A 25007-nucleotide genomic window follows, 5' to 3' on the forward strand; every position below is an offset into this window, starting at 1 on the left:
ATGCGGGGCGGCCGGTGGCTGGACATGGTTAACCGCTTCATTTAGTGATCGCCGCCCCCGCGCGCCCGCCGCGCGGCCGACCTTTCTGGATCGTCCTCCCCATGACCTCTGCCGTCATGCCGGGCAGCCGCGCCACGCCGCGCGAATGGATCGGCCTCGCCGTGCTGGCGCTGCCTTGCCTGGTCTATTCCATGGACCTGACCGTCCTGAACCTGGCGATTCCCCAGCTCTCCGCCGAGCTGCGGCCGAGCGCTGCCCAGCTTTTGTGGATCGTCGACATCTACGGCTTCCTGGTCGCGGGCTCGCTGATCACCATGGGCACGCTCGGCGACCGGATCGGCCGGCGCCGGCTGCTGCTGATCGGTGCCGCCGCGTTCGGTGTCGCCTCGGTGCTGGCGGCCTTCGCACCCAGCGCCGGGCTGCTGATCCTGGCGCGCGCCGTACTGGGCCTGGCCGGCGCCACCCTGGCGCCCTCCACCCTCTCCCTGATCCGCACCATGTTCCAGGACGACCGGCAGCGCACCTTCGCGATCGGCGTCTGGATCGCCAGCTTCTCCGCCGGTGCTGCGATCGGGCCGGTGGTGGGCGGCGTGCTGCTGGAGCATTTCTGGTGGGGCTCGGTCTTCCTGATCGCCCTGCCGGTGATGCTGCTCCTGCTGGTGCTGGGGCCCTTCCTCCTGCCGGAGGCGCGCGATCCGGACGCGGGAAGGATGGACCTGCCAAGTGCCGCCCTGTCGGTCGGGGCGGTGCTGGCAGTGATCTACGGCATCAAACGCAGTGCGGAGGCGGGCTTCGGCCTGCTGCCCACGCTGGCGATCCTGGCGGGTCTGGTGGTGGGGCTTCTGTTCGTGCGCCGCCAGCGCCGCCTGGATGATCCGCTGATCGACGTGTCGCTGTTCCGCATCCCCTCGTTCAGCGCGGCATTGCTCATCAACCTCCTGTCCCTGTTCGCCGCCTTGGGCTTCTTCCTGGTGATCGGCCAATATCTCCAGCTCGTGCTGGGGATGGGGCCGCTGGAGGCGGGCCTGTGGGTGGCGCCGTCCGGGATCGCGTTCGCGGCCGGCTCGATGGTGGCGCCCTGGCTGGTGCGCCGCTGGCAGCCGGCCACCGTCATCGCCGGTGCGCTGGCGGTGGCGGCGCTGGGCTTCCTGATCCTCACCCAGCTCGGCGGCAGCTGGCCGCTGGCCGTGCTGGTCACCGGCATGCTGGTGTTCTGCCTGGGCCTGTCCCCGGTCGGCACGCTCACCACCGACCTGGTGCTGGGCTCGGCACCGCCGGAGCGTGCCGGCGCCGCCTCGGCGATCTCCGAGACCAGCTTCGAGCTGGGCGGAGCCATCGGGATCGCCGTGCTGGGCAGCGTGCTGACGGCAGCCTATCGCGAGCGGGTGATACCGGCCCTGCCGGCGGAGCTGCCGGCCGAGCTGGCGCTGGCGGCGAGCGGCACGCTGGCGGCCGCCCTGGAGGTGGCCGAGGAACTGCCCGACAGTGCCGGCGCCGCGCTGGCCGCGGCCTCGAAGGCTGCCTTCACCCAGGCGATGGAGCTCTCCTCCATCCTGTGCGCCGCGATCGCCCTGGGCACCGCACTGCTGGCCTGGATGACGCTGCACCGGCGCCGCCGACCGCCGGCCTCCGGCGAAGCCCTGGCCACCCGGGGCTGAGCCGGCGGCTCAGCGCTTCGGCTTGGCCTTGTTCGGGAACAGGAACTCGCGGCCGACCTTGACCCGATACTCGCCGTCATAGGCGATCACGTCGGCAGTGGCATAGGTCTCGGTCCACTGGTCGGGCAGGTAGGAGCCGGTGCCGACCACATCGATGGGGGCCCGCACCGAGGCCATCAGCTTGCATTTCTGCGGGCTGAAGCCGGAGGAGGCGACGATGCGCACCCGGGGATAGCCGGCCTGGTCCAGCCGCTCGCGGACATGCCAGATGGCGGCGGCCGACACGCCGGTGCCGGTCAGCCAGCGCAGTTCCTCGTGCGTGCGGTAGGTGCGGATCGCGTCGGGCACGTGGCGGTCGAGCACCGCATAGGACTCGGCGGTGTCCAGGTCCTCCACGAAGCGGCCGCCATGGGTGTCGAGCCGAACGGAGAGCCGGCCGGACGCCGCCAGCTCCGGGAAGCGGGCGCAGACCGCCAGGCTGTCGCTGATCTCCTGCCCGAAATAGTCGACCAGCACGGTCAGCGGCTGGTCGGGGAAGGTCTCGTGGAACATCTCGGCGGCGCGCACCGTGCTGCCGGCATAGCCGATCAGCGCATGGGGCATGGTGCCCGTACCCTCGTCCCGGCCGAAGAAATGCGCGGTGGCGTCCACGGCATTGCCGATGAAGCCCACTGCACCGGCGCGGCGCCGTGCCTCGGCCGAGCCCACCGAGGCGGCATAGGCCATCATCTCGCCCATCTCCGCTCCGGCGCAGTGCCGGGCGTCCATGGCGAGGAAGCCGACCTTGGGCAGGTCGGTGCACATGTTGTAGGCGTTGAACGCCGCCACGCAGCACGGGCCCAGCCGCTGCAGGAGGATGGTCTCCAGGTCGACCAGCCCCGCGAACGGTCCGGTCAGGTAGAGCATCGGCTCGCCGGCGCCGACCCAGTCGCCTTCCTGGAAGCGCAGGTCGAGCTCGATCGCGATCCCGCGCTCGGCCATGATCCGGGCCAGCCAGTCCAGCGCCAGCCGCGGCGCGAACAGGACCGGGCGACGCATGAACACCGCGTAGGTGACGCGGACGTCGCCGTACCGCTCCACCACTTCCTTCGTGCGCACGAAGTACTTGTCGGTGAACCGGGCGATGTCGCCGTTGGTGGGGCCATAGCCGGCCCCGGCGAGCGTGGTTGGGCGAGACGACATGCGAGGATCCCGTGGAAGCCCGGCCGGAGCCGGGGCTGGCGGCAGGAGCTGTTCGGTCGGGTTCAGCTCGCGACCCGGACGAGCTCGCGCTCCTCTTTCAGCGCCCGCGCCATCAGGAAGGCCAGCTCCAGCGACTGCTGGGCATTCAGGCGGGGATCGCAATAGGTGTGATAGCGGTCGGACAGGCCGGCCTCGGTGATTGCCTGGGCGCCGCCCAGGCATTCGGTGACGTCCTGGCCGGTCATCTCCAGATGGACGCCGCCGGCATGGGTGCCTTCCGCCTTGTGGATGGCGAAGAAGCTGCGCACCTCGGACAGGATCCGGTCGAACGGCCGGGTCTTGTAGCCGCTGCCGGCCTTGATCGTGTTGCCGTGCATGGGATCGCAGGCCCAGACCACCTTGCGGCCCTCGCGCTCGATGGCGCGGATCAAGGGCGGCAGGTGGCGCTCGACCTTCTCGTGGCCCATCCGGGCGATCAGGGTCAGCCGGCCCGGGCGGTTGTCCGGGTTCAGGAGGTCGCACAGCCGCAGGAGGTCTTCGGCCGTCATGGTCGGGCCGCACTTGAGCCCGAGCGGGTTGGCGATCCCGCGGCAGAACTCGACATGGGCGCCGTCGAGCTGGCGGGTGCGGTCGCCGATCCAGAGCAGGTGGGCGGACGTGTCGTACCAGCGGCCGCTGGTGCTATCCACGCGGGTCATCGCCTGCTCGAAGCCCAGCAGCAGGGCCTCGTGGCTGGTGTAGAAGCTGGTGCGCAGGATCTCGGGGTTGTTGGCGTCGGTGATCCCGCAGGCGCGCATGAACGCCAGCGATTCGGTGATCCGGTCGGCCATGTCCCGGTAGCGCTCGCCTTCCGGGCTGTTGCTGACGAAGCCCAGGTTCCAGGCCTGGACCCGGTCGAGCGAGGCATAGCCGCCCTGGGTGAAGGCGCGCAGCAGGTTGAGCGTGGCCGCTGCCTGGGAATAGGCCTGGAGCTGACGCCGGGGGTCGGGGGCGCGCTGCCCGGCCTCGAAGGCCAGGCCGTTGACGATGTCGCCGCGATAGGCCGGCAGGGTCACGCCGTCGACCGTTTCGTCCGGGGCGGAGCGCGGCTTGGCGAACTGGCCGGCGATCCGGCCGAGCTTCACCACCGGCATGCCCGAGCCGAAGGTCAGCACCACGGCCATCTGCAGGATCACCCGCAGCGTGTCGCGGATCTTGTCGGCGGTGAAGTCGGCGAACGCCTCGGCGCAGTCGCCGCCCTGCAGGAGAAAGGCCCGGCCCTCGGCGACGTCGCCCAGCTTCTGGGTCAGCTCGCGCGCCTCGCCGGCGAACACCAGCGGGGGGTAGCCCGCCAGCTGCTGCTCGACCTCATTCAGCACCGCCTGGTCCGGGAAGCTCGGCATCTGCTGCGCGACCTTCGCTCGCCAAGTCGAAGGGTTCCAGCTCGCGACCATGTCCGTTTCTCCTTCCCTCACCAGTATAGCTAGCCTTTGAACGGCTGGTACATGGTGACGAACTCTTCCGCGGCGGTCGGGTGGACCGCGATCGTGTCGTCGAAGTCGGCCTTGGTGGCACCGGCCGTCATGGCAGTGGCGAAGCCCTGGATGATCTCGCCGGCCTCGGGCCCGACCATGTGGCAGCCCAGCACCCGGTCGGTCTTCCGGTCGACCACCAGCTTCATGAAGATCCGGTGCGCGTGCTGGCCCATCGTGGTGCGCATCGGCCGGAAATTGGCCTTGTAGATCTCGACGTCGTAGCCCTCGGCATGGGCCCGGACCTCGGAGATGCCGCAGGTCGCCGCCTCCGGGGAGGAGAAGATCGCGGTGGCCAGCGTATCGTAGCGCACCGGCATGACGCGGTCGTTGAACAGCCGCTCGGCGATGGCGCGGCCCTCGGCGATCGCCACCGGGGTCAGGTCGAACTGGCCGCTGTCCACGCCGCAGCCGGCATGGTCCGAGCAGTCGCCGACCGCATAGAGGCCGTCCACGCTGCTCTTGTAGGTGTCGTCGACCAGGATGGCGCCCTCGTGGTCCATCCGCACTTCCAGCTCTTCCAGGCCGATGCCGTGCGTCTTGGGGATCGGCCGGCGCCCGGTGGCGTAGACCACGAGGTCGGCTTCCAGCGCCGGCTCGATGCCGTGAAGGCAGAGGCCGCCCGCCGTGCGCTCGATGCGCTTCACCACGCTGCGGCTCAGGATCTCCAGCCCGCCGGCCGCCATCTGGTCGGTGAGATGGCGGCGCAGGTCCTCGTCGAAGCCGCGCAGCGGCTGGTCGCCGCGCAGGACCAGGCTGGTCTTCGCCCCGAAGCCCTGGAAGATGCAGGCCAGCTCCACGCCGATATAGCCGGCCCCGATCACCGCCACCCGTGCCGGCAGGTCGTAGACGTCCTCCAGCACCTGGTCGGAGGTGACCACGTGCTCGATGCCGGGGATGTCGGGGAAGAACGGCGCGGCGCCGGTGGCGATCAGGACCCGCTTCGTTTGGAACAGCTCGCCGCCGGCTTCGACCACGAAGCCGTCGCCCTGGCGGCAGGCGACCTTGGCCCGGCTCTTGACCACCGTCACGCCGGCACCGTCCAGCATGCCGCGATAGATCGCCTCGAGCCGGGCGATCTCGCGGTTGCGCGCCTCGAGGAAGCCGCGGAAGTCGTGCCGCACCTCGCCGAACGACCAGCCCATGTCCCGGGCCACCGCCAGCTCGTGCGGCACGCCGGCACCGTAATGCATGAGCTTCTTCGGCACGCAGCCGCGGATCACGCAGGTGCCGCCCAGGCGCGAATCCTCGGCGAGCGCCACCTTGGCGCCATGGGAGGCGGCGCGGCGGGCGCAGGCGACGCCGCCCGACCCACCGCCGATCACGAACAGGTCGAGCTGGCTCACGCCTCTTGGCCTCGCTTGGTCGACGGGACGGTTACGGGGCGACGCCGATGCCACCCAGGCTGACGTACTTCAGCTCCAGATAGTCATCGACGCCGTACTTGCTGCCCTCGCGGCCGAGCCCGGACTGCTTCACGCCGCCGAACGGCGACACCTCGTTGGCGATCACGCCGTCATTGACGCCCAGCAGGCCGACCTCCAGCGCCTCGGCGACGCGGAACACCCGGCCGAGGTCGCGGGCATAGAAGTAGCCGGCCAGGCCGTAGTCGCTGTCGTTGGCCAGCGCGATCACCTCCTCCTCCGTCTCGAAGCGGAACAGGGGGGCCACCGGGCCGAACGTCTCCTCGCGCGCGATCTGCATGTCCATGTTGCAGGCGGAGAGCACGGTCGGCTGGAAGAACAGCCCGCCCAGCTGATGGCGCTCACCGCCGGTCAGCACCGAGGCACCCTTGGCGACCGCGTCCTTGACGTGCTCGGCCGCCTTGTCGACCGCGGCCGGCTCGATCAGCGGGCCCATCTGGGTGCCGGCCTCCATGCCGTTGCCGACCTTGAGCGCGCCCGCGGCTTCCGCGAACTTCTTGGCGAACTCGTCATAGACGCCGGCCTGGACATAGATCCGGTTGGTGCAGACGCAGGTCTGGCCGGAATTGCGGAACTTGCAGGCGATGGCACCCTGGACGGCGGCATCGATGTCGGCGTCGTCGAACACGATGAACGGCGCGTGGCCGCCCAGCTCCATGCTGACCTTCTTCACCGTGTCGGCGCACTGCTTGAGCAGGATCTTGCCGACCTCGGTGGAGCCGGTGAAGGAGATCTTGCGGACCTTCTTGTTCTCGGTGAGCTCGCCGGCGATCTTGCGGGCCGAACCGGTCACGATGTTGAACACGCCCGGCGGGAAGCCGGCGCGCTCGGCCAGCTCGGCCAGCGCCAGGGCGGAATAGGGCGTGTAGGTCGCGGGCTTGATCACCACGGTGCAGCCGACCGCCAGGCCCGGCGCCGACTTGCGGGTGATCATCGCGTTGGGGAAGTTCCAGGGCGTGATCATGCCGCACACGCCGACCGGCTGCTTCATCACCAGGATCCGGCGCGACGCCACCGTCTGCGGGACGATGTCGCCGTAGATGCGCTTGGCCTCCTCGGCGAACCACTCGATGAACGAGGCGCCGTAGACGACCTCGCCGCGGCTCTCGGTGAGCGACTTGCCCTGCTCGCGAGTCATGATGATCGCGAGGTCTTCCTGGTTCTCGATCAAGAGGTCGAACCACTTGCGCAGGATCGCGGCGCGTTCCTTGCCGGTCTTCTGCTTCCAGGACTTGAACGCCTCGTCGGCCGCCTCGATGGCGCGCCGGGTCTCGGCCTCGCCCATGTCGGGGATGGAGCCCAGCCGCTCGCCGGTGGCCGGGTCGGTCACGTCGATCGTCTTGCCGCTGTCGGCGCCCACCCACTTGCCGCCGATATAGGCCTGCTCCTTGAAGAGCGAGGGGTCCTTCAGCAGGTTGCGGATGTCTTTGAGGGCAGTAGCCATCTCGTCTCGAACTCCCCTTGGCCGGAGCCGGGCGACATGGGCCCGGGCTGCCCCGGCGACGACCGACCTGGCCGGATGCGCCTGCATCCGGCCCACGTGAGGCGGCGGCCTCCATACAGGATGGGGGCTTGCGCGGTAAAGGCGCAGCCCGCCCGGCGGTCAGGGCGAGACCGCCCGCATCTCCATCACGACGGGGCGGCTCATTCTGGCCGCCCGCCGCTTGCTCAGTAGTTCTTCTGGATCTGGTCGTAGACGAAGCCCGACGCGGCACCCGCGGCGGCACCGATCCCGACCTGGCTCAGCCAGTTGCCGCCGAACAGGCCGACCACGCCACCCGCGGCCGCCCCGGTGGCGGCACCGACCGCCGTGCTGCGCCCGGTCTGGCGGTCCACCGCGCAGCCGGCCACGCCGAGGCTCGCGATCAGCAGCGCCACGCCGCCCAGCCGCTTCATCCTGCTCATGTCCCGTTGGTCTCCCATCATTGCTTGCACGGCCAGATCGACGCGGCAGCCCGCCAGAACCCGTCCACCGCACTCTCGCTGCCGGTCTGCGGGTTGGTCTCGCCCCAGGCGACGATCGCGCGGCGGATGTCGTCCAGGCTCGGCACCGGATCGGCACATGCCCAGGGCTGAATGGCACCGGCACGCAGCAAGGTGGCGTAGAGGCTGCCGTTGCCGACCAGCCAGCCGCGGCAGAACTGGGCCGCATCCTCGGAATCGGCGCCGCAGACCGCGACGAGATCGGAGAACGTCCGCATCTTGAAGGCATCGGGCGCCACCGGTGCGGCGAGCGCCCCGCCCGCAGCCGTGGCCAAGATTCCCGCAAGCGCTGCTGTCCGCCAGCCCCGCATCGTCCACCTCCATCTCGGCCGGACACCAGGCCGCGTCCGCGGCCGTCTCGACGGAACATATAGGGCCGGCGCCGCTTCGAACCAACGCCGCGGCGGCGCCGGCTGGCTGATGCCGCGGTTCAGGCGCCCCGGTTCAGGTCCCGATGCCGCGCGCCACGAAGGTCGACATGCGCCGGCCGAACGCGGCCGGATCGGGCAGGGGCTCGCCCTCGACGATCCGGGCCTGGTCGAGCAGCAGGTGGGCGAGTTCCCCGAAGTCCGGGGTGTCGTCCTTGGCGAGTGTGGCCAAGCGGCGGACCAGGTCGTGACGCGGGTTCACTTCCAGGATCCGCTTGGCCAGCACGTCCAGCTGGTTGTGGCTCTTGAGGAACCGCTCCAGGCGCATGTCCATCGCCTGGTCGCCTGCCACCAGGCAGACGGCACTCTGGCGCAGCCGCTTGCTTTCCCGCACGTCCGCGACCTGGTCGCCCAGCGCCAGCTTGAGCTTGGCGATCAGCCGGCCGAGATCGCCTTCCTCGGTGGCCGGCTCCTCGGGCTTCTCCGCCTCGGCCGCGTCCTTCTCGATCGCGGACAGGTCCACGTCGCCCTTGGCCAGCGACCGGATCGGCTTGCCGGCATGCTCGGTCACCTGCTCCAGCCAGAACGGATCGACCTGGTCGTCCAGCAGCAGCACCTCCACGCCCTTGGCGCGCGCCTCCTCGAGCTGCGGACTGTTGCGCAGGGCGGCGTGGCTCTCGCCGGAGATCACGTAGATCGCCTCCTGGCCGGGCTTCATCCGGCCGACATAGTCGGCGAGCGACGTCCAGCCATCCGCGGAGTGGGTCGAGCGGAAGCGCGCCAGCTCCATGATCCGCTCGCGGTTCTCGCTGTCCTCGTACAGCCCCTCCTTCAGCACCGGGCCGAAGTCGGTCCAGAAGGCCAGGTACTTGTCCTTCGCCTCCTGCTCCTCCGCCTGGGCCTTGTTCTTCAGCTCGTCCAGGATCCGCTTGACGATCGCCTTGCGCATCTTCGGCACGACGCTGCCCTGCTGCAGGGTCTCGCGGCTGACGTTCAGCGGCAGGTCCTGGCTGTCGATGATGCCGGACACGAAGCGCAGGTAGCGCGGCAGCAGGTTCTCCAGGCTGCTCGTGATGAACACCCGCTTGACGTAGAGCTTCACCCCGTGGGCGCGGCGCGGGTCGTAGAGGTCGAAGGGCCGGGCCGTCGGCACGAACAGCAGGGCCGTGTATTCGAGCAGTCCCTCGGCGTTGAAGTGGACCCGGGCGAACGGCTCGTCGAAGGCGTGTGCGACGTGGTGGTAGAATTCCTTGTACTGCTCGTCCGTGATCTCGGACTTGGGCCGGGTCCAGAGTGCTGAGCCTTCGTTGATCTGCTCAGGGGCGGACGGCTCGTCGCCTTCCTGGTCGGCCTTGATCAGCCGCAGCCGGATCGGCAGGGCGATATGGTCGGAATGGGTGCGCACGATCCGGCGCAGCGTCCACTCGTCCAGGAACTCCTTGGCGTCGTCCTTGAGGTGCAGGGTGATCGCCGTGCCGCGCTTGAACGAATCGGTCGGCAGCTCCTCGATGGCGAAGCCGCTGCGGCCGTCCGAGGCCCAGCTCCAGGCGGTGCTCTCGCCGGCCCGGCGCGAGATCACCACCGCCTTGTCCGCCACCATGAACACCGAATAGAAGCCCACGCCGAACCGGCCGATCAGGTCGACGTCCTTCCTGGCATCGCCGGTCAGCAGCTCGGCGAAGCGCGCCGTGCCCGAGCGGGCGATGGTGCCCAGATTCTCCGCCAGCTCCTCGCGGGTCATGCCGATGCCGTTGTCGGCGATCGTCAGGAGGCCGTTCTTGGCATCGGCCAGGATGGTGATCTCGAGGTCCGGGTCGGTGCCCAGCAGCTCCGGCCGGCTCAGGCTCTCGTAGCGCAGCTTGTCGCACGCGTCGGACGCGTTGGAGATCAGCTCCCGCAGGAAGATCTCGCGATCCTTGTAGAGGGAGTTGATCACGAGATCGAGGACACGGCCGACATCGGCCTCGAACGGCTGCATCGTCTCGCTCATCGCCTTGTTGTTTCAGTCGGTTAGGGTGGGCCTGCGTGCCGAGCCATCTGGGAATTCGCCAGGGCGTCTGCAAGACGCAAGCGGCCGCACCTGCACAGGCGAACATGCGCTCGTGGCCTTTTACCGGTGGTTGCCGGGGCGAAGCTAGCCGTTGAAGCCTAGGCTGATTGAGATGTGGCCGCCCTGGCTCCGGGTGGCGGCGTGATCGGGGAAGACGCCGATCGAGAGGCGCTGCAGCCCGGCGGTCGCGGGGGCTTCCTCGTTCTCCGCCGAGATGACCGAGCGGAGCGTCGGGATGGTCAGGGCGACGCCGTCATAGCGGATCTCGATGTCCAGGCCGTCCTTCCGGTGGGTGGCGACGACGGCGAGGGGCTTGTGCAGGTAGTGGCCTTCCTTCAGCAGCCGGAAGGCCTGTTCGACGCCGGTGAGCGTGCGGGCGATCAGTGCGGGGCCAAGCTGCCACTCGGTCGCGTTCGCGTTCAGCGTGCGGGCAAGGTCGGCCAGGGCCTTGTCGGATTCGCGCCAGTTGATCGTCTCCGACTGCGGCGTGGCGATCCGGAAGACCAGGGTGAGCGCGCAGGCCGCCGCCAGGCTGAGGGCGAGCCCGCTCTCGGCCACCAGATGCAGGTAGGCGGGCAGCCGGTCGAAGAAGCCGGGGCTCAGCTGCCGGGTGAGCGGCAGGAGCAGCCCGAGCCCGACCACGAACACCGCCCGCGTATCGAGCGTCCGCGAGGTGATCAGCTGCAGGCCACTGCCGATCATGATCGAGGCGGTGAACACCAGCAGGGCACCGGCCACCGCCGTGGGCAGGTCGAGGATGGCACCGGCCACCTTCGGCGTGAAGGCGAGCACCACCAGCACGGCGGCGCAGGCATAGGCGATGACCCGGCTGGTCACGCCGGTCGCGATCGAAATGCCGACCAGGCTCGGGCCGATGTTCATGCCGGGCGTGCCCAGCGCGCCGCCCACCGCGCAGCCCAGCCCGTCCGCCAGCACGCCCTTGCGGATGTTCGGGAAGTCCGGCGCCTTCCAGGCTGGATCGTTGGCGCGCTGGCAGGTGGTGACGACCCCGACCACCCGCAGCGCACCGGCCAGGCCGGCGGCCACAAAGGCCGGTATCAGCGCCGGCTCAAACGCGAACCGGATATGGTCGATGCCGGGCAGGGCGGCCCAGGAGGCCGTCGCGATCCCGCCCATGCCGCCCGGCCCGGGCAGGCCCAGCAAGGTCGCCGTGACCACGCCGGCGACCAGCCCGCCCAGGGAGGAGACGAGGCGCCAGACGCCCCGGCCCCAGATGGTCAGCCCGATGCAGACGGCGAGCGTCGCCGCCGCCACGGTCACGTGGCCGGCGGAATAGACCGATCCGGAAGAGCTGATGCCCAGCGAATGCTCCATCCCGACCAGGCCCAGCTGCAGGCCGACCACGGTGATCGCCAGCCCGCTGATGGTCGGCTGGATGATGATCCGGAGCCGCTGCAGGACGAACGACAGGGCCACCTCGACCAGGCCCGCGAAGATCGTCATGCCGAACACGGCCGGCAGCCCGCCCACCGCCGCCGCCTGGATCGAGGGGCCGAGATAGATGGCCGAATAGACGGGTGGGGCCAGGAAGCCCGAGCCGACCGGGCCCGAGCGCAGCGCCTGCAGGACGGTGGCGATCGCGGCCGCGATCATGCCGAGGCTGATGGCGCTGCGGGTCACCTCCTCGTCCGCCTGGGCCGCCCGGAAGACGATCACAATCAGGATCAGGTAGATCGCCAGCATCACCGCGTACTGCACGCCCAGCAGCACGACCTGCAGCGGTGGCGGGACGGCGTCGACGTCGTAGCTGAGCGGGACGAAGGTCGATGCGGCGGGGGCAGACGTCGCCATCGGGCAGGTCCCTGCTCAGGTCAGCGGCGGGATGGCCGGTCGGCGCGTGAGCGATTTCCGTGCCAGGCCCGGAACTGCCGCCCAGCTTCAGCCGGATCGCTTCGACCGGCTCCCTGGGCAGGCAGACGGCCCCGGACTGTTGCGCCACCTGGAAATCCGCATCTCGCGCTGTACAGGATGCACATCCTGGCAGGCGTAGATCATCGGGAGCGCATGGGCAAGTTTACGGCCCATCGGCCAGGGCCGGCACCAGCCGCAGGCAGGCGACCGGCTCGCTGAAGCCGCGCAGGGGCAGGGCCGCCAGCTCGCGGGTGATCGGCTGGACCAGCTCGCCGATCGCCCGATCCTCGGCCAGGGATGCGGAGATCACCACCTCGCCCGGGCCGGCCACGCCCTGGAGGCGGGCGGCCAGGTTGGCGGTGGAGCCGAAATAGTCGAGCCGGTCGTTCAGCGTGACCGCGATCGACGGGCCGGCATGGATGCCGATCTTGAGGAGGAGCGGCGGGTCGGCCGGGTCCGCGGCATGCTCGCCCGACTGGATGGCGCCCGACTGGATGGCGCCCGACTGGATGGCAATGGCGGCTCGCACTGCGTCCAGCGGATCGGCGAACGCCGCCATGACCGCATCGCCGATCGTCTTGATCACGGCACCGTCATGCTCCCCGACGATGCGCTGCAGCCGCGCGAAATGCTCGCGCACCCGCCGGAACGCCGCCGCCTCGCCGATCCGCTGGTACAGCGCGGTGGAGCCGGCCAGGTCGCTGAACAGGATCGCCACGCGCGCGATCCCGACCTCGTCCCCTGGGCGCAGCACCTGGTCGGAGAACAGGTCGCGGAAGGCCTGGATCGCGGCGACCCGGTCGGCGGTGAGCGCGTCCCGGATCCAGTCGCGCTGCTCCAGCACCGCCGTGCGCGGCAGGGCCGTCCGGTTGGCCAGGGTGAGCCGGCCCGGGGCATCCGGCAGGCCCAGCGTCACGGCGGCGTCGCCGAGATCGATCAGCGGCAGGGCGCCGCCATCGTGCTCGAACAGCACTTCCGGGCCCGGCTCCAGGGTGCGGGCCCGGTAGCTGCCGGGCGGCACCTCGATCTCGACCGTCCGGCGCTCGCCGGGTGCGAGGGTCAGGTGGACCAGGATGTGCGGGGTGCTCATCGGGCCCAGCAGGCAGAATTCGCCCTGGACGAGCGGGCGCAGACCGGCGGCCGGGCGGAAGGTGACCTCGACATTGCGGCTGAAGTCGCGGTCGTAGCGGATGGCACAGGTATCGCAGTGCACCGTCGTGGGGAGCTGGTCGAGCGAGCCCACCCGCTGCTTGGCACCCCGGCAGCGCGGGCAGAGCAGGTCCCAGGACAGGTCGAGCAGGCCACGCCGCGCCGCGTCCAGGCAGGCGGTGACCGTGGCCCGCGGGTCGAAGCCGTGGGCCTTGGCCAGCGCCAGCGGCCGGATTCGGCGCACGTCGTTCTCGCCGCCGCTGCGCAGCAGGCGCACCAGCTCCGCCAGGATCTCCGGCGGGTGCCCGGCCTGGCGGAGCTCCTGGTGCAGGCGCTCGATCTGGCCCTGCGCCCGCTCGTCCAGCCGCGGCGGCGGCGGGTCGAACGGGTCCAGCGCCTGCTCCGCCACGAATTGCTCGGCCCGGCGCGCCAGCCGCAGGAAGGCCTGGCCGAACTTGGACAGCAGGCCGGTCGCCAGCAGCACCCTGCCGGCCACGCCGCGCGGCTCGGCCAGGAGATGGTAGGCGGCCGTGCAGCCATCGTCGGTGTCGCTCAGCGTCAGGGTGACGCACAGCCGCGCCACCGGGCCGGTCTCGACCAGCCGGTCGTGCTCGTACCAGCGCTCCTTCACCCAGTTGCCGGGCAGGTCCAGCCATTCGAGCTGCCAGGAGCCGAGCCTGGCCCTGCCGCGGAACTGCCGCTCGCCCTCAGGCGTGGTGGCGGCCACGATCGGATGTGCCGGCAGGCCCAGCGCCTCGTTGAACCGGGCCGTGTCGGCCAGCGCCTCCCAGACCTTCGCGCGCGGGCCGGCGAACCGGTGATGGACTCGATGCTCGGTTGCCATGGCCGTGTCACCCCCGCGTGCACATGTGAGGGCCGGATGCAGAAGCGGGAGAAGCCACCTCTTGCAATCGGCCGCCGGGAACGGAATCTTCTCTGTCATGAGCTCGATGCGCACTACCGACTCGCGCATCTTGGCGGTCCTCGGACCGACCAACACCGGAAAGACGCACTTCGCGATCGAGCGTCTTCTGGCGCACCATTCCGGCATGATTGGCCTGCCCCTGCGGCTGCTCGCCCGCGAGATCTACGACCGGATCGTCAAGGAACGCGGCCCAGATGCCGTGCAGCTGGTCACCGGCGAGGAGAAGATCGGCAGCGACAAGGCGCCCTACGTGGTCGCCACGGTCGAGGCGATGCCGATGGACCGCCCGGTCGCCTGCCTCGCCGTCGACGAGATCCAGCTGTGCGCCGACTGGGAGCGCGGCCACGTCTTCACCGACCGGCTCCTGAACGCCCGCGGCCTGCACGAGACGATCTTCCTGGGCTCGGACACGATCAAGCCGCTGATCCGCCAGCTCGTCCCCGAGGCGGTGCTGATCGCCCGGCCGCGCATGTCCACCCTGACCTATGTCGGCGAGAGCAAGCTGCACCGGCTGCCGCGCCGCTCCGCGATCGTCGCGTTCACCGCGGCCGACGTCTATGCCCTGGGCGAGGTGATCCGGCGCCAGCGTGGCGGGGCCGCGATCGTGATGGGCTCGCTCAGCCCCCGCACCCGCAACGCCCAGGTCGCCATGTACCAGGCGGGCGAGGTCGACTACCTGGTCGCGACCGATGCGATCGGCATGGGCCTCAACATGGACCTGACCCATGTGGCGTTTGCCGCCCTGCACAAGTTCGACGGGCGCGAGCGGCGCAAGCTGGCCGCCACGGAGGTGGCGCAGATCGCCGGGCGGGCCGGCCGGCATATGGCCAACGGCACGTTCGGCACCACCAACGGGGTGGGCGAGCTCGACGAGCGGATCGTGGAGGCGGTGGAGACCCATAGCTTCCCGCCGCTGAAGCATCTGCGCTGGCGCAACTCGGCACTGGACTTCCGCACCCTGCAGGGCCTGCTGCGCTCGCTGGACGCCGGGCCCGACCGTGCCGCGCGCGATGCGCTGTGGAAGGTGCGCGATGCGCTGGACGACCGCTCCTTGCACATGCTGGCCGCGCGCGACGAGATCCGCCAGATCGCCGACCGCCCGGAGCGGGTGCGGCTCCTGTGGAGCGTCTGCCAGACTCCGGACTTCTCCAAGACCCTGGCCGAGAGCCACCTGCATCTGCTCAGCACGATCTACCGCCACCTGACCAGCCCCGGCGGGGTGATCCCGGCCGACTGGGTGGCGCGGACCATCGACCATATCGACCGGATGGACGGCGATATCGACACGCTGATGGGCCGGCTCGCCCATATCCGGACCTGGACCTATCTCTCGCACCGCCAGGACTGGTTCCAGGACGCGGCCCACTGGCAGGAACGGGCCCGGGCCGTGGAGGACCGGCTGTCGGACGCCCTGCACGAGCGGCTGATGCAGCGCTTCGTCGACAAGCGCACCACCGCCCTGCTGCGCTCCCTGCGCGAGCATGACGACCTGCCGGCGACGGTGGAGGCGGACGGCTCGCTGGCGGTGGACGGCCACCCGGTCGGGACCATCGAGGGGCTGGACTTCACCCTCCTGCCCGGCGAGGCCGACCTGGCCCGCAAGGCGCTCAGCGCCGCTGCGCGCCGGGCGCTGCGCCCGGCCCTGGAACGGCGGGTCGCCCAGATGCTCGGGGCACCCGAGGACGAGGTGTGCTTCGATCCCGGCGGCGCGGTGCGCTGGCAGGGTGCGGTGGTCGGCCGGCTGGCACCCGGCCGCGTGCCGCTGCGGCCGGTCGTGCGGCCCAAGGTCAGCGATGAACTGCCCGGCGAGCTGCGCGAGCGGGTGGCGGACGAGCTCGGCCGGCGGCTGGACGGCTGGATCGCGCGGGGCATCGGCCGGATCGCGCGGCTGGCCGCGGCCAGCGACGATGCCGGGCAGAGTGGTGCGGTGCGCGGCGTCGCCTATGCGCTGGCCGAGGCCCTGGGTGCCATCCGGGTGGATCGGATCGAGAGCGTGTCCGCTCCGCTGGGCGAGGCCGACCGCAAGGCGCTGGCCAGGCTGGGCGTGCGGCTGGGCGTGGAATGGCTGTTCCTGCCTGAGCTGATGCGGCCGCGCGCGCGGCGCGTGATCGCGCTGCTGATCCGGGTCTGGACCGGGCAGGACTGCCCGTTGCCGCCCGAGGGCGCCACTACCTGGCGGGACCTGCCGGACCTGCCCGCTTCCACCCTGGCCGCTCTGGGCTTCGCGCGGTTCGGCACGCTGGGTCTCCGGCTGGACGTCACCGAGCGGCTGGCCGCCCAGTTGCGGGCACGGGCGCGGGAGAGCCGGCAGTTCGACCTGCCGGGCGACCTCGCGGCTGCCGCCGGGCTGAAGCTCGACGAGCTGGTCGCGGTGGCGGCGGGGCTGGGTTTTGCCTGCGTGGTCGAGGGCGAGGCGCGCAGGCTGGTGCGCATGCGCAAGCGGCGCCGGCCGGATCCGGTCGAGCGCAAGCGCGCAGCGCGGGCAGGGCGCAGCGATTCCCCGTTCGCGGTGCTGCGCACCCTGGTCGCCGGACGCAGTTGAGGGTCCAGGAGAGCCGGTTGAGGGCCGGCGAAAAGGAGGCAACTTGCACGACGAAGCGCTGAGACTGGACACCTGGCTCTGGCACACGCGGTTCTGCAAGACCCGCACGGATGCCCAGAAGCTCGTCGAAGGCGGCCGGGTCCGCGTCGACGAACGGATCGTGACCAAGGCTCATCTTCAAGTGCGCACCGGCATGGTGCTGACCCTGCCGCAGGGGCGGGACATCAAGGTGATCCGGGTGCTGGCGATGCCCAAGCGCCGCGGGCCCTATGCCGAGGCCCGCGAGCATTACCAGGAGCTGCCGCTGGCCTGAGCGTCAGCCGCCGGGTGCCGGCCTGGGCGGCCGTTCGCCGAAGATCTTCGAGCCGACCCGCACGGTGGTGGCGCCGAAGCGGACCGCCTCCTCGTAGTCGGCGCTCATGCCGATCGACACGCCGGCCAGGCCATGGCGCTTGGCGAGCTTGGCCAGCAACGCGGTGTGCGGGACGATGTCCTCCCCCTCGGGCGGGATCGCCATCAGCCCCTCGACCTCGAGGCCGAGCTCGTCCCGGCACAGATGCAGCAGCTCGTCGAGGCCGTCCGGCAGGACACCGCCCTTCTGCGGCTCCTCGCCGGAATTGACCTGGACGTAGAGCCTGGGCAGGCGGCCCTGCCGGTCGCGTTCCTTGGCCAGGGAGCGCGCCAGCTTCGGGCGGTCCAGCGTCTGGATCACGTCGAACAGGGCCACGGCGTCCGCGGTCTTGTTGGTCTGCAGCGGCCCGATCAGGTGGAGCTCCAGGTCCGGATGGGCCTCGCGCAGCGGCGTCCAGCGGCTGCGCGCCTCCTGCACGTAGTTCTCGCCGAACACGCGCTGCCCGGCCGCGAGTGCCGCATGGACCCGCGGGGCGGGCTGCAGCTTGCTCACCGCCACCAGTGTCACCGAGCCCGGCTCGCGGCCGGCGCGCTCCGCAGCCTGGGTGATCCGATCCCGCACCTCGGCCAGTGCCAGGGCGATCTCCTGCTCGACGTCCATCGGGTCGCATGCTCGTGGTTGGAGGATGACGGGCGGCTGCCTTCCGTCGGCAGATCCACCAAACCGCGTGCGGACGCAAGCGATGGGTCCCGGACATGCCCCGGCACCGGTCTCCAACGCCTTCTTCCGCCCTGTCCGGGCCAGGATCGCGCCTGGATCGTGTCGCCAAGTGGCCCGCGGTCGAGAACCCGGCCATCGCGTGCCTGCCGATGGGTCGGCGTGAAGAGATCGATCAAGAACCACAAAAAAGTGGCTAAAATTTTTCGGGTTATTACTTTATCCGGATACGCGGGTTTCCATTCTCAGACCAGTCGCCATGACTTCATAGAGAGTGTTGCGGACAAGTCTTTCGATTTCTGTATGCGGTCGAGAAACCGGTGCCAGTTCTACTTTTGGTGTTGTGCCGGCGGCAAGAAGGCATGTTGCACTAATGTCGCAGGCCCCCGTCTACGCCCAGTGGAAGTAGCGAAACGAGTTGAGGCGTGCAGGCGTGGTGGGCAACTACTCCCTCGGCGACTGGGCCGTGAAGGTCACCTGGCTTATCGGATAGGATCTCGTTCGGAACCTCCGGTCCGGTTCAGAAGGTCGCGCTAGTTCGAGAAGGAAGGATAGATATGAGGATCAAGACCCTCCTGTTGGCCGGCGTGGCCTCAGGCGTTGTCGCGGCCGCCGGGGCCGCCAACGCGGCCGAGGTGATGCCGGGCGGCGCGCTCGACATCACCCTGTCCGGTCAGTTGCGGGCGGGCGTGCTGTTCGGCGAGAACGACTCGATCAGCGGAAACGATCCCGGCTACGGGATGTACACCAACAACCGCGTGTTCATCGACGTGCGCGGCAAGGACGACGGCAGCCTGATGGAGTATGGCGGACGGTTCCGTCTGCGCTTCGACAACGGCCGTGGTTCCAACAACAACATCGTCGACCGCAGCTGGCTGTTCATCCGCGGCGGCTGGGGTGAAGTCCGCCTCGGCAACGAAGTCGGCCCGGGTGACAACTCGAAGGTCTTCTCGAGCGTGATCGCGGCCGGTACCGGTGGTATCGACGGTGACTTCAATCCGGCGTTCGGCAACTCGGTCTACACCTATGTCGTGCCGCTCTCGGGCGCCGCGACCAAGGTCGTGTACTACACCCCCGAGATCGCCGGGTTCCAGGCGGGCGTGTCGTTCGCTCCCGATGACGATGCCGGCGGTCTGGTCAGCCAGAACGACGACAGCGACCAGGGCGGCCGTCAGCACGTCGAAGGTGCCATCACCTACAAGGGCGCCTTCTCTGGTGTCGACATCCTGGCCGGCGTGACCGCGTCGACCGCGAAGTTCGGTCCGGACGACGAGGACCTCAACGGCATCAGCGGCGGTGTGTCGCTCGGCCTGTTCGGCTTCAACCTGGCCGGTGCCTATGGTCACAACGGCGGCGACCTGGCCGACGTCGACTACTGGAACATCGGTATCGGTGGCAGCTTCGGTCCCGCCAAGTTGGCCCTCGAGTACTCGCAGGCCGACGGTAACGTCGACCCGCTCCTCGGCGGCACCCCGGGCGATAGCACCCCGACCGCCATCGTCCTCTCGGGCACGATGGGCATCATGCCGGGCGTCTCGCTCCTGACCGACATCGGTCTGTACGACACCGATCTGCCGGGTTCGGACGAGAACTTCGCCGGCCTGGTGGCGGTCGACATCCAGTTCTGATCCGTCTTCCCTCAAGGGAGCAGATCTTCTGGAATGCTGCGGCGGGGGATACCCCGCCGCAGTTTTTTCTTTTCGCCCTCGCACTGTGTCGGCCGCCCTGGCAGAATGGCGTGCGCCGGATAGATGCGAACGATGTTCCCGGATCGCCGGGCAGACCTGCGGGAGTGGCTTGCGATGTGGCGGATGCTGGCGGCCAGCATCGTCGGATTGGTCGGGATGAGCCAGATCGCGGCGGCTGCGGATCTGGTCGCCGGTGGCTATGTCGGCCACTCGGACGAGCCTGCCGCCGATAGCGAGCGTCCCGGCACCATGAGCTTCGGCTTCACGCCCAGGGGCAGCGCCACGGATCGCCTGCGCTTCGATCTGACCGCAGCACCGCTCGAAGTCGCCCCGGAGCCGCGTGCGGCGACCTCGCTCGACGGTGGCGATGACGGCTTCGTGCTGGGCGGAGCGCTGGTCTGGAACGACTGGACCTTCAACAGCACCATGCAGCAGTTGAGCGAGGGGCGGTTCCAGACCGAGCTGGTCGGCGCCGGCGTCGCCTATGGCGGGGTCGCCGCGCGGCTGGCGCTAGCGGAGACGGAGACCCCGGTGGGCGAAACCCGCTCGACCATGCTGCTCAGCACCGATCTCGCCGCCTGGTCCTGGCTGACCCTGGAGGGTGATCTCGCCTTCACCGGCCGCAGCGAGGGACGGCCCGACGGCGACGCCGCCGGCCGGTTCGGCATCCGCCTGAGCTTCTGATCGTCCTGTCCCGTTTCGCCCCGGGCGTGCCCGGACTGGCGGAACGCCTGGGCCGTGCTATGGTCGCGCCGCGGAGAGGGTATAGTGACGACCCTCGAATCTTTGGCGGACCCGGGCTCGCATCGTGCGCAGAACACTCACCAGCATCCTGTTCGTGGCCGCGCTCGCCGGCTGCAGCGAAGAAGTGACGCCGCCGGTCACCCAGTCGGAAGCCGGCATGTGGGACACGGACGACGCCCGGCGCCGCCAGCAGACCGGCACGATCTTAGGCTCGGACGGGTTTACCCTGTACGGCTCCCGCTCGCGCGAGGCCAAGGCCCGGCAGGACGAATCCGGCGGGGTCGGGGTGAACAGCTATCTCTGGCGCGCCTCGCTCGACACGATCGACTTCATGCCGGTCGCCAGTGCCGACCCGTTCGGCGGGCTGATCACCACTGACTGGTTCCAGCCGACGGAGACACCGAACGAGCGCTTCAAGCTGCAGGTGCTGGTGCGCGACAAGTCCCTGCGCGCGGACGGGATCAAGGTGTCGGTCTGGCGGCAGACCCGCTCGGAGAGCGGTGACTGGCTGGATGCCCCGGTCGATCCGCAGACCGCCCTGGCGCTGGAGGACCGGATCCTCACCCGTGCGCGTGAGCTTCGGATCGCCGCTGCCGCCACCGACTGACCGGTACCTTACCCTCCTTCCCCCTTCTCCCCGCCTGGACCGGACCGAATTCCTCCATGTCCCGATATGCGTTGCGTGCCGCCGAACAGAAATGGCAGCGGATCTGGGAAGAACGCCGCCTGTTCGAGGCGCGCGTCGACCAGTCGAAGCCCAAGTACTTCGCCATGGAAATGTTCCCCTATCCGTCGGGGCGCATCCATATGGGCCATGTCCGCAACTACGCGCTGGGTGACCTGATCGCGCGCTACAAGCGGGCCCAGGGCTTCAACGTACTGCACCCGATGGGCTGGGATGCGTTCGGCCTGCCCGCCGAGGGCGCTGCGATCAAGCGCGGCATCCACCCGGCCACGTGGACCTATGCCAACATCGCCGAGATGCGCGCCCAGCTGAAGACGATGGGCCTGTCGATCGACTGGTCGCGCGAGATCGCGACCTGCTCGCCCGAATACTACAAGCACGAGCAGGCGATGTTCCTCGACTTCCTCGAGGCGGGCCTGGTCTATCGCAAGGAGAGCTGGGTCAACTGGGACCCGGTCGACAACACCGTGCTCGCCAACGAGCAGGTGATCGATGGCAAGGGCTGGCGCTCCGGCGCCCCGGTCGAGCGGCGCAAGCTGAACCAGTGGTTCTTCAAGATCACCGACTATGCCGATGATCTCCTGAAGAGCCTGGAGACGCTGGACCGCTGGCCGGAAAAGGTCCGGCTGATGCAGCAGAACTGGATCGGCCGTTCGGAGGGAGCGAAGGTCCGCTTCCAGGTCGAGGGCCGCAACGAGCCGCTGGTGGTCTACACCACCCGCCCGGACACGCTGTTCGGCGCCTCCTTCCTGGCGATCGCCCCGGACCACCCGCTGGCCGAGGAGCTTTCCCGAACGAACCCGAGCCTCCGCGCGTTCGCCGAGGAGTGCAAGCTGCTCGGCACGTCCGAGGAGGCGCTGGAAAAGGCCGAGAAGAAGGGCTTCGATACCGGGCTGAAGGCGCGGCATCCGTTCCTGCCGGACGTCCTGCTGCCGGTCTATGTCGCGAACTTCGTGCTGATGGACTACGGCACCGGCGCCATCTTCGGCTGCCCGGCGCACGACCAGCGCGACCTGGAGTTCGCCCGCAAGTATGGCCGGCCGGTCATCCCGGTCGTGCTGCCCGAAGGGGCCGACCCGGAGAGCTTCGCGATCGGCGACGAGGCCTATACCGAGGACGGCCGGATCTTCCATTCGGACTTCCTGGACGGGCTCGACGTGCCCACCGCCAAGAAGACCGTGATCGACCGGCTGGAGGAGCTGGGGGTCGGCGAGCGCCAGGTGCAGTTCCGCCTGCGCGACTGGGGCCTGTCCCGCCAGCGCTACTGGGGCTGCCCGATCCCGGTGCTCTATGCCGAGGACGGCACGGTGGTGCCGGTGCCGCGCGACCAGCTGCCGGTGACCCTGCCCGAGGACGTGGACTTCTCCAGGCCCGGCAATCCGCTCGATCTCCATCCGACCTGGAAGCACACCACCCTGCCGGATGGGCGGCCCGCCACGCGCGAGACCGACACGATGGACACGTTCGTGGAATCGTCCTGGTACTTCGCGCGCTACTGCTCCCCGGATTACGAGGACGGCCCCTGCCGCAAGGAGGAGGTCGATTACTGGCTGCCGGTCGACCAGTATATCGGCGGCGTCGAGCATGCCGTGCTGCACCTGCTCTATTCGCGCTTCTATACCCGCGCGATGAAGAAGGTCGGCTACCTGTCGGTGGACGAGCCGTTCCAGGGCCTGTTCACCCAGGGCATGATCAACCACCAGACCTTCCAGGACGAGCAGGGCAACTGGCTGGAGCCCGGCAAGGTCAAGAAGAACGATGCCGGCCAGTGGGTGACGGTCGACGGTGAGCGGCCGGTGGTGGCCGGCCGGGTCGAGAAGATGAGCAAGTCCAAGCTCAACACGATCGACCCCACCGACATCATCCAGGCCTACGGCGCCGACACTGCCCGGCTGTTCATGCTCTCGGACAGCCCGCCGGACCGCGACCTGGAATGGACCGATGGCGGCATCGACGGGGCCTGGCGCTACCTGAACCGGCTGTGGCGGCTGGTCGACGAGACCAGGGAGCGGCTGGGCGAGCCGGGCATCGTACCGGAGGGAGCCGAGGGCGCGGACCTGGAGCTGCGCCGCGCCGTCCACGTGACGATCGACGGGGTGACCCATGCGATCGAGCGCTTCCACTTCAACAAGGCGGTGGCGCTGCTGCGCGAGCTGCACAACACGATCGAGGGGCACCTCAAGCGTGGCCAGCCGGGGGCGGCGGTGCTGCGCGAGGCGATCGAGACGCTGGTGCGGCTGTTCAACCCGATGATCCCGCACGTCACCGAGGAGGCCTGGGCGACGCTGGGTCATGAGCGGCTCCTGGCCGAGACGTCGTGGCCGGCGGCCGATCCCAGCCTGATGGGTGCCGAGGAGGTGACCCTGCCGATCCAGGTGAACGGCAAGCGGCGCGGCGAGATCCGGGTGCCCAAGGGGGCCGAGCGCGCGATGGTGGAGGCCGCGGCGCTGGCGGAGCCGGGCACGATCCGGGCGATGGAGGGCAAGCCGCTCAAGAAGATCATCGTGGTGCCGGACAAGATCGTGAACGTGGTGGTCTGATGGCGAGCCCGGCCGTGCGGCGCCGCTCCCTCCTGGTCCTGCCGGCCGGCCTGGCACTCGCCGGTTGCGGCTTCCAGCCGCTCTATGGCGAGTTCTCGGCCGGCCAGGACGTGCGCGCCGAGCTGGCCTCGGTCAACGTGATCGTCCCGCACGGGCGGCTCGGCCAGACCCTGAAGGCGGCGCTCGCCACCGACCTCAACCCGTCCTCGCTCCAGGTGCCGGCCGACTACGACCTCGCCATCTCGATCGGGCGCACGACCAAGGCGCTGGCGATCCAGCTCAATGCCACGATCACGCGCTACGACCTGATCCTGGATGCGGTGTTCAGCCTGAACCGGCGCAGCGACGGTGTCTCCGTCTACCGCAACCGGATCCGCCGGATCGCCAGCTACAATGTCAGCCGGGCGCCGTACTCGACCCAGGTGGCCGAGGAGGACGCCGAGCGCCGGGCGGCGGTGGACAGCTCGCGGCAGATCGCGGCCCTGCTGGCCGTGTTCTTCCGTGAGCAGAACCAGCCGGCGGACCAAGAGACCGCCTCGTGATCGTCCAGCCGAAGCGGATCGAGGCCTTCCTCTCCGCACCGGACGCGGGCATCTCCACCTTCCTGATCCACGGCCCCGACCGCGGCCTCGTGGTCCAGCGCATCGAGGCGCTGCTCGACCGGCTGGTCGGCGATCGTTCGGATCCCTTCCGGGTGGGCGAGCTGCCGGCAGAGCGGATCGCCGCCGATCCCCGCCTGCTGCTGGAGGAGGCGCAGAGCCTGTCGCTCCTGGGCGGACGGCGGGCAGTGCGGGTGCGTGACGCCGACGACCGGATCAAAGGGGCCGTGCGCGAGCTTTTGAAGCTGCCGGCACAGGAGAGCCTGGTATTCCTGGAAGGCGGCGACCTGCCCGGCTCCTCGGACCTGCGCCGGGCGATCGAGAAGGCGCCCCAGGCGGCCTCCCTGGCCTGCTATCGCGACGAGGGCCGCACGCTCGAGGACGTGCTGCGCCACGAGCTGCAGCGCCATCGGCTGGTGGTGGACCGTGACGCCTTCGGGGCACTGCTGGCCTCGCTGGGATCGGATCGCGCCGTCACCGTCGCCGAGATCGAGAAGCTGGCGATCTACATGGGCGACCCGCCCGGCAAGGTCGGTCTCGCCGACGTGCGGGCGGTGATCGCCGATGGCGGCGTGCTCAGCCTGGACGACCTGATCCTCGACCTGCTCACCGGCGACGGGCCGGGCCTGGTGGCCGACCTCGACCGGCTGCTGGCCGAGGGCGGCAACGAGATCCAGATCGTGAACCGCCTCCAGGCGGCGTTCGGCCGCCTCGCCCGGCTGCGCGCGGAGCTGGATGCCGGCAGCTCGCCGGACCAGGTGGTGGCCGGCCTGTTCTGGAAGCTGCGCGATCCCTGGAAGAAGGCGCTCGGCCGCTGGACGGTACGCGCGGCACAGCGGGCGATGCGCGAGCTGCTGGAGCTCGACCTGCGTCTGAAGGGCGAGGGCGGGCCGCCCCGGCGCGAGCTCATCGACCGGGTCCTGCTGGTGCTGTGCGATCCGCGGCTGCGGGGTGTCGGCGGCGCCTGAGCAGATGGTTTCCGGAAATAAGGTCGCCTCCTGCCATGGCGATTTCTCTC

19 protein-coding genes are annotated in these 25007 nt (G+C 69.8%); 9 read left to right on the forward strand and 10 right to left on the reverse strand.

Translation table 11 applies throughout. The features are described from left to right. Window positions 1-101: 101 nt before the first annotated feature. The gene (locus tag VNS22_RS15395) at window positions 102-1658 is read left to right on the forward strand and encodes an MFS transporter (protein ID WP_325733892.1); all 1557 of its coding nucleotides are present in this window, start codon (window positions 102-104) and stop codon (window positions 1656-1658) included. 9 nt (window positions 1659-1667) lie between these two features. On the opposite strand, the gene VNS22_RS15400 is transcribed toward VNS22_RS15395, so the two are convergent. From VNS22_RS15400 to VNS22_RS15440, 9 genes are all read right to left on the reverse strand, one after another. Continuing rightward, window positions 1668-2840 carry a nicotinate phosphoribosyltransferase gene (locus VNS22_RS15400; RefSeq protein ID WP_325733893.1) on the reverse strand — a complete coding sequence of 391 codons (1173 nt, stop codon included), beginning with the start codon at window positions 2838-2840 and terminating at the stop codon, window positions 1668-1670. 62 nt (window positions 2841-2902) lie between these two features. Continuing rightward, complete coding sequence (locus tag VNS22_RS15405) at window positions 2903-4273, reverse strand: class II 3-deoxy-7-phosphoheptulonate synthase (protein ID WP_325733894.1); 1371 nt, start codon at window positions 4271-4273, stop codon at window positions 2903-2905. A 29-nt stretch (window positions 4274-4302) separates the two neighbouring features. Beyond that, the gene (gorA, locus tag VNS22_RS15410; RefSeq protein WP_325733896.1) at window positions 4303-5697 is read right to left on the reverse strand and encodes a glutathione-disulfide reductase; all 1395 of its coding nucleotides are present in this window, start codon (window positions 5695-5697) and stop codon (window positions 4303-4305) included. A gap of 31 nt (window positions 5698-5728) precedes the next feature. Continuing rightward, entirely contained in the window at window positions 5729-7219 is a 1491-nt protein-coding gene (locus VNS22_RS15415) for an NAD-dependent succinate-semialdehyde dehydrogenase (protein ID WP_325733898.1), read from the reverse strand. A 224-nt stretch (window positions 7220-7443) separates the two neighbouring features. Further along, window positions 7444-7680 carry a hypothetical protein gene (locus tag VNS22_RS15420; RefSeq protein WP_222183487.1) on the reverse strand — a complete coding sequence of 79 codons (237 nt, stop codon included), beginning with the start codon at window positions 7678-7680 and terminating at the stop codon, window positions 7444-7446. A gap of 17 nt (window positions 7681-7697) precedes the next feature. Beyond that, complete coding sequence (locus tag VNS22_RS15425) at window positions 7698-8033, reverse strand: Rap1a/Tai family immunity protein (RefSeq protein ID WP_325733901.1); 336 nt, start codon at window positions 8031-8033, stop codon at window positions 7698-7700. A 169-nt stretch (window positions 8034-8202) separates the two neighbouring features. Further along, complete coding sequence (gene htpG, locus VNS22_RS15430) at window positions 8203-10116, reverse strand: molecular chaperone HtpG (RefSeq protein ID WP_325733903.1); 1914 nt, start codon at window positions 10114-10116, stop codon at window positions 8203-8205. 144 nt (window positions 10117-10260) lie between these two features. Then, entirely contained in the window at window positions 10261-11988 is a 1728-nt protein-coding gene (locus tag VNS22_RS15435; RefSeq protein WP_325733905.1) for a solute carrier family 23 protein, read from the reverse strand. 223 nt (window positions 11989-12211) lie between these two features. After that, window positions 12212-14041, reverse strand: a complete 1830-nt coding sequence (locus tag VNS22_RS15440) for a DUF5939 domain-containing protein (RefSeq protein ID WP_325733907.1) — start codon at window positions 14039-14041, stop codon at window positions 12212-12214. Between the two features lie 97 nt (window positions 14042-14138). On the opposite strand from VNS22_RS15440, the gene VNS22_RS15445 reads away from it, so the two are divergent. Together VNS22_RS15445 and VNS22_RS15450 are read left to right on the forward strand one after the other, a co-directional pair. Then, window positions 14139-16664, forward strand: a complete 2526-nt coding sequence (locus VNS22_RS15445) for a helicase-related protein (protein ID WP_325733909.1) — start codon at window positions 14139-14141, stop codon at window positions 16662-16664. Between the two features lie 43 nt (window positions 16665-16707). Beyond that, the gene (locus VNS22_RS15450; RefSeq protein ID WP_325733911.1) at window positions 16708-16977 is read left to right on the forward strand and encodes an RNA-binding S4 domain-containing protein; all 270 of its coding nucleotides are present in this window, start codon (window positions 16708-16710) and stop codon (window positions 16975-16977) included. A 3-nt stretch (window positions 16978-16980) separates the two neighbouring features. Here the strand turns inward: VNS22_RS15450 and VNS22_RS15455 are convergent, their stop codons facing one another. After that, complete coding sequence (locus VNS22_RS15455) at window positions 16981-17676, reverse strand: YggS family pyridoxal phosphate-dependent enzyme (RefSeq protein WP_325733913.1); 696 nt, start codon at window positions 17674-17676, stop codon at window positions 16981-16983. 614 nt (window positions 17677-18290) lie between these two features. On the opposite strand from VNS22_RS15455, the gene VNS22_RS15460 reads away from it, so the two are divergent. The 6 genes from VNS22_RS15460 to holA all read left to right on the forward strand — a co-directional run bounded on the left by VNS22_RS15460 (window position 18291) and on the right by holA (window position 24957). Next, the gene (locus VNS22_RS15460; RefSeq protein ID WP_325733915.1) at window positions 18291-19361 is read left to right on the forward strand and encodes a porin; all 1071 of its coding nucleotides are present in this window, start codon (window positions 18291-18293) and stop codon (window positions 19359-19361) included. Between the two features lie 132 nt (window positions 19362-19493). Further along, a complete protein-coding gene (locus VNS22_RS15465; RefSeq protein WP_325733917.1) occupies window positions 19494-20105 on the forward strand; it encodes a hypothetical protein in 612 nt (203 codons plus the stop codon). A 124-nt stretch (window positions 20106-20229) separates the two neighbouring features. Then, window positions 20230-20772 carry a DUF3576 domain-containing protein gene (locus tag VNS22_RS15470; protein WP_325733919.1) on the forward strand — a complete coding sequence of 181 codons (543 nt, stop codon included), beginning with the start codon at window positions 20230-20232 and terminating at the stop codon, window positions 20770-20772. A gap of 56 nt (window positions 20773-20828) precedes the next feature. Beyond that, the gene (gene leuS, locus VNS22_RS15475) at window positions 20829-23390 is read left to right on the forward strand and encodes a leucine--tRNA ligase (RefSeq protein ID WP_325733921.1); all 2562 of its coding nucleotides are present in this window, start codon (window positions 20829-20831) and stop codon (window positions 23388-23390) included. Further along, a complete protein-coding gene (gene lptE, locus VNS22_RS15480) occupies window positions 23390-23932 on the forward strand; it encodes an LPS assembly lipoprotein LptE (RefSeq protein ID WP_325733923.1) in 543 nt (180 codons plus the stop codon). Before leuS ends, lptE begins: the two co-directional genes overlap by 1 nt. After that, window positions 23929-24957 (forward strand): DNA polymerase III subunit delta, encoded by a 1029-nt coding sequence (gene holA / locus VNS22_RS15485; RefSeq protein WP_325733925.1) that lies wholly within the window; start codon window positions 23929-23931, stop codon window positions 24955-24957. Before lptE ends, holA begins: the two co-directional genes overlap by 4 nt. The last annotated feature ends 50 nt before the right edge of the window (window positions 24958-25007 follow it).

The organism is Geminicoccus sp. (genome assembly GCF_035556675.1).
Lineage (GTDB): Bacteria > Pseudomonadota > Alphaproteobacteria > Geminicoccales > Geminicoccaceae > Geminicoccus.

What these genes read in the sequence shown, in the direction of transcription:
- VNS22_RS15415 (WP_325733898.1), bottom strand. Translation starts at nt 7,219, where the DNA reads ATGGCTACTGCCCTCAAAGACATCCGCAACCTGCTGAAGGACCCCTCG.
- VNS22_RS15465 (WP_325733917.1), top strand. Translation starts at nt 19,494, where the DNA reads ATGTTCCCGGATCGCCGGGCAGACCTGCGGGAGTGGCTTGCGATGTGG.
- lptE (WP_325733923.1), top strand. Translation starts at nt 23,390, where the DNA reads ATGGCGAGCCCGGCCGTGCGGCGCCGCTCCCTCCTGGTCCTGCCGGCC.
- VNS22_RS15400 (WP_325733893.1), bottom strand. Translation starts at nt 2,840, where the DNA reads ATGTCGTCTCGCCCAACCACGCTCGCCGGGGCCGGCTATGGCCCCACC.
- VNS22_RS15395 (WP_325733892.1), top strand. Translation starts at nt 102, where the DNA reads ATGACCTCTGCCGTCATGCCGGGCAGCCGCGCCACGCCGCGCGAATGG.
- VNS22_RS15445 (WP_325733909.1), top strand. Translation starts at nt 14,139, where the DNA reads ATGAGCTCGATGCGCACTACCGACTCGCGCATCTTGGCGGTCCTCGGA.
- htpG (WP_325733903.1), bottom strand. Translation starts at nt 10,116, where the DNA reads ATGAGCGAGACGATGCAGCCGTTCGAGGCCGATGTCGGCCGTGTCCTC.
- VNS22_RS15460 (WP_325733915.1), top strand. Translation starts at nt 18,291, where the DNA reads ATGAGGATCAAGACCCTCCTGTTGGCCGGCGTGGCCTCAGGCGTTGTC.
- VNS22_RS15455 (WP_325733913.1), bottom strand. Translation starts at nt 17,676, where the DNA reads ATGGACGTCGAGCAGGAGATCGCCCTGGCACTGGCCGAGGTGCGGGAT.
- VNS22_RS15435 (WP_325733905.1), bottom strand. Translation starts at nt 11,988, where the DNA reads ATGGCGACGTCTGCCCCCGCCGCATCGACCTTCGTCCCGCTCAGCTAC.
- VNS22_RS15440 (WP_325733907.1), bottom strand. Translation starts at nt 14,041, where the DNA reads ATGGCAACCGAGCATCGAGTCCATCACCGGTTCGCCGGCCCGCGCGCG.
- VNS22_RS15420 (WP_222183487.1), bottom strand. Translation starts at nt 7,680, where the DNA reads ATGAGCAGGATGAAGCGGCTGGGCGGCGTGGCGCTGCTGATCGCGAGC.
- VNS22_RS15405 (WP_325733894.1), bottom strand. Translation starts at nt 4,273, where the DNA reads ATGGTCGCGAGCTGGAACCCTTCGACTTGGCGAGCGAAGGTCGCGCAG.
- leuS (WP_325733921.1), top strand. Translation starts at nt 20,829, where the DNA reads ATGTCCCGATATGCGTTGCGTGCCGCCGAACAGAAATGGCAGCGGATC.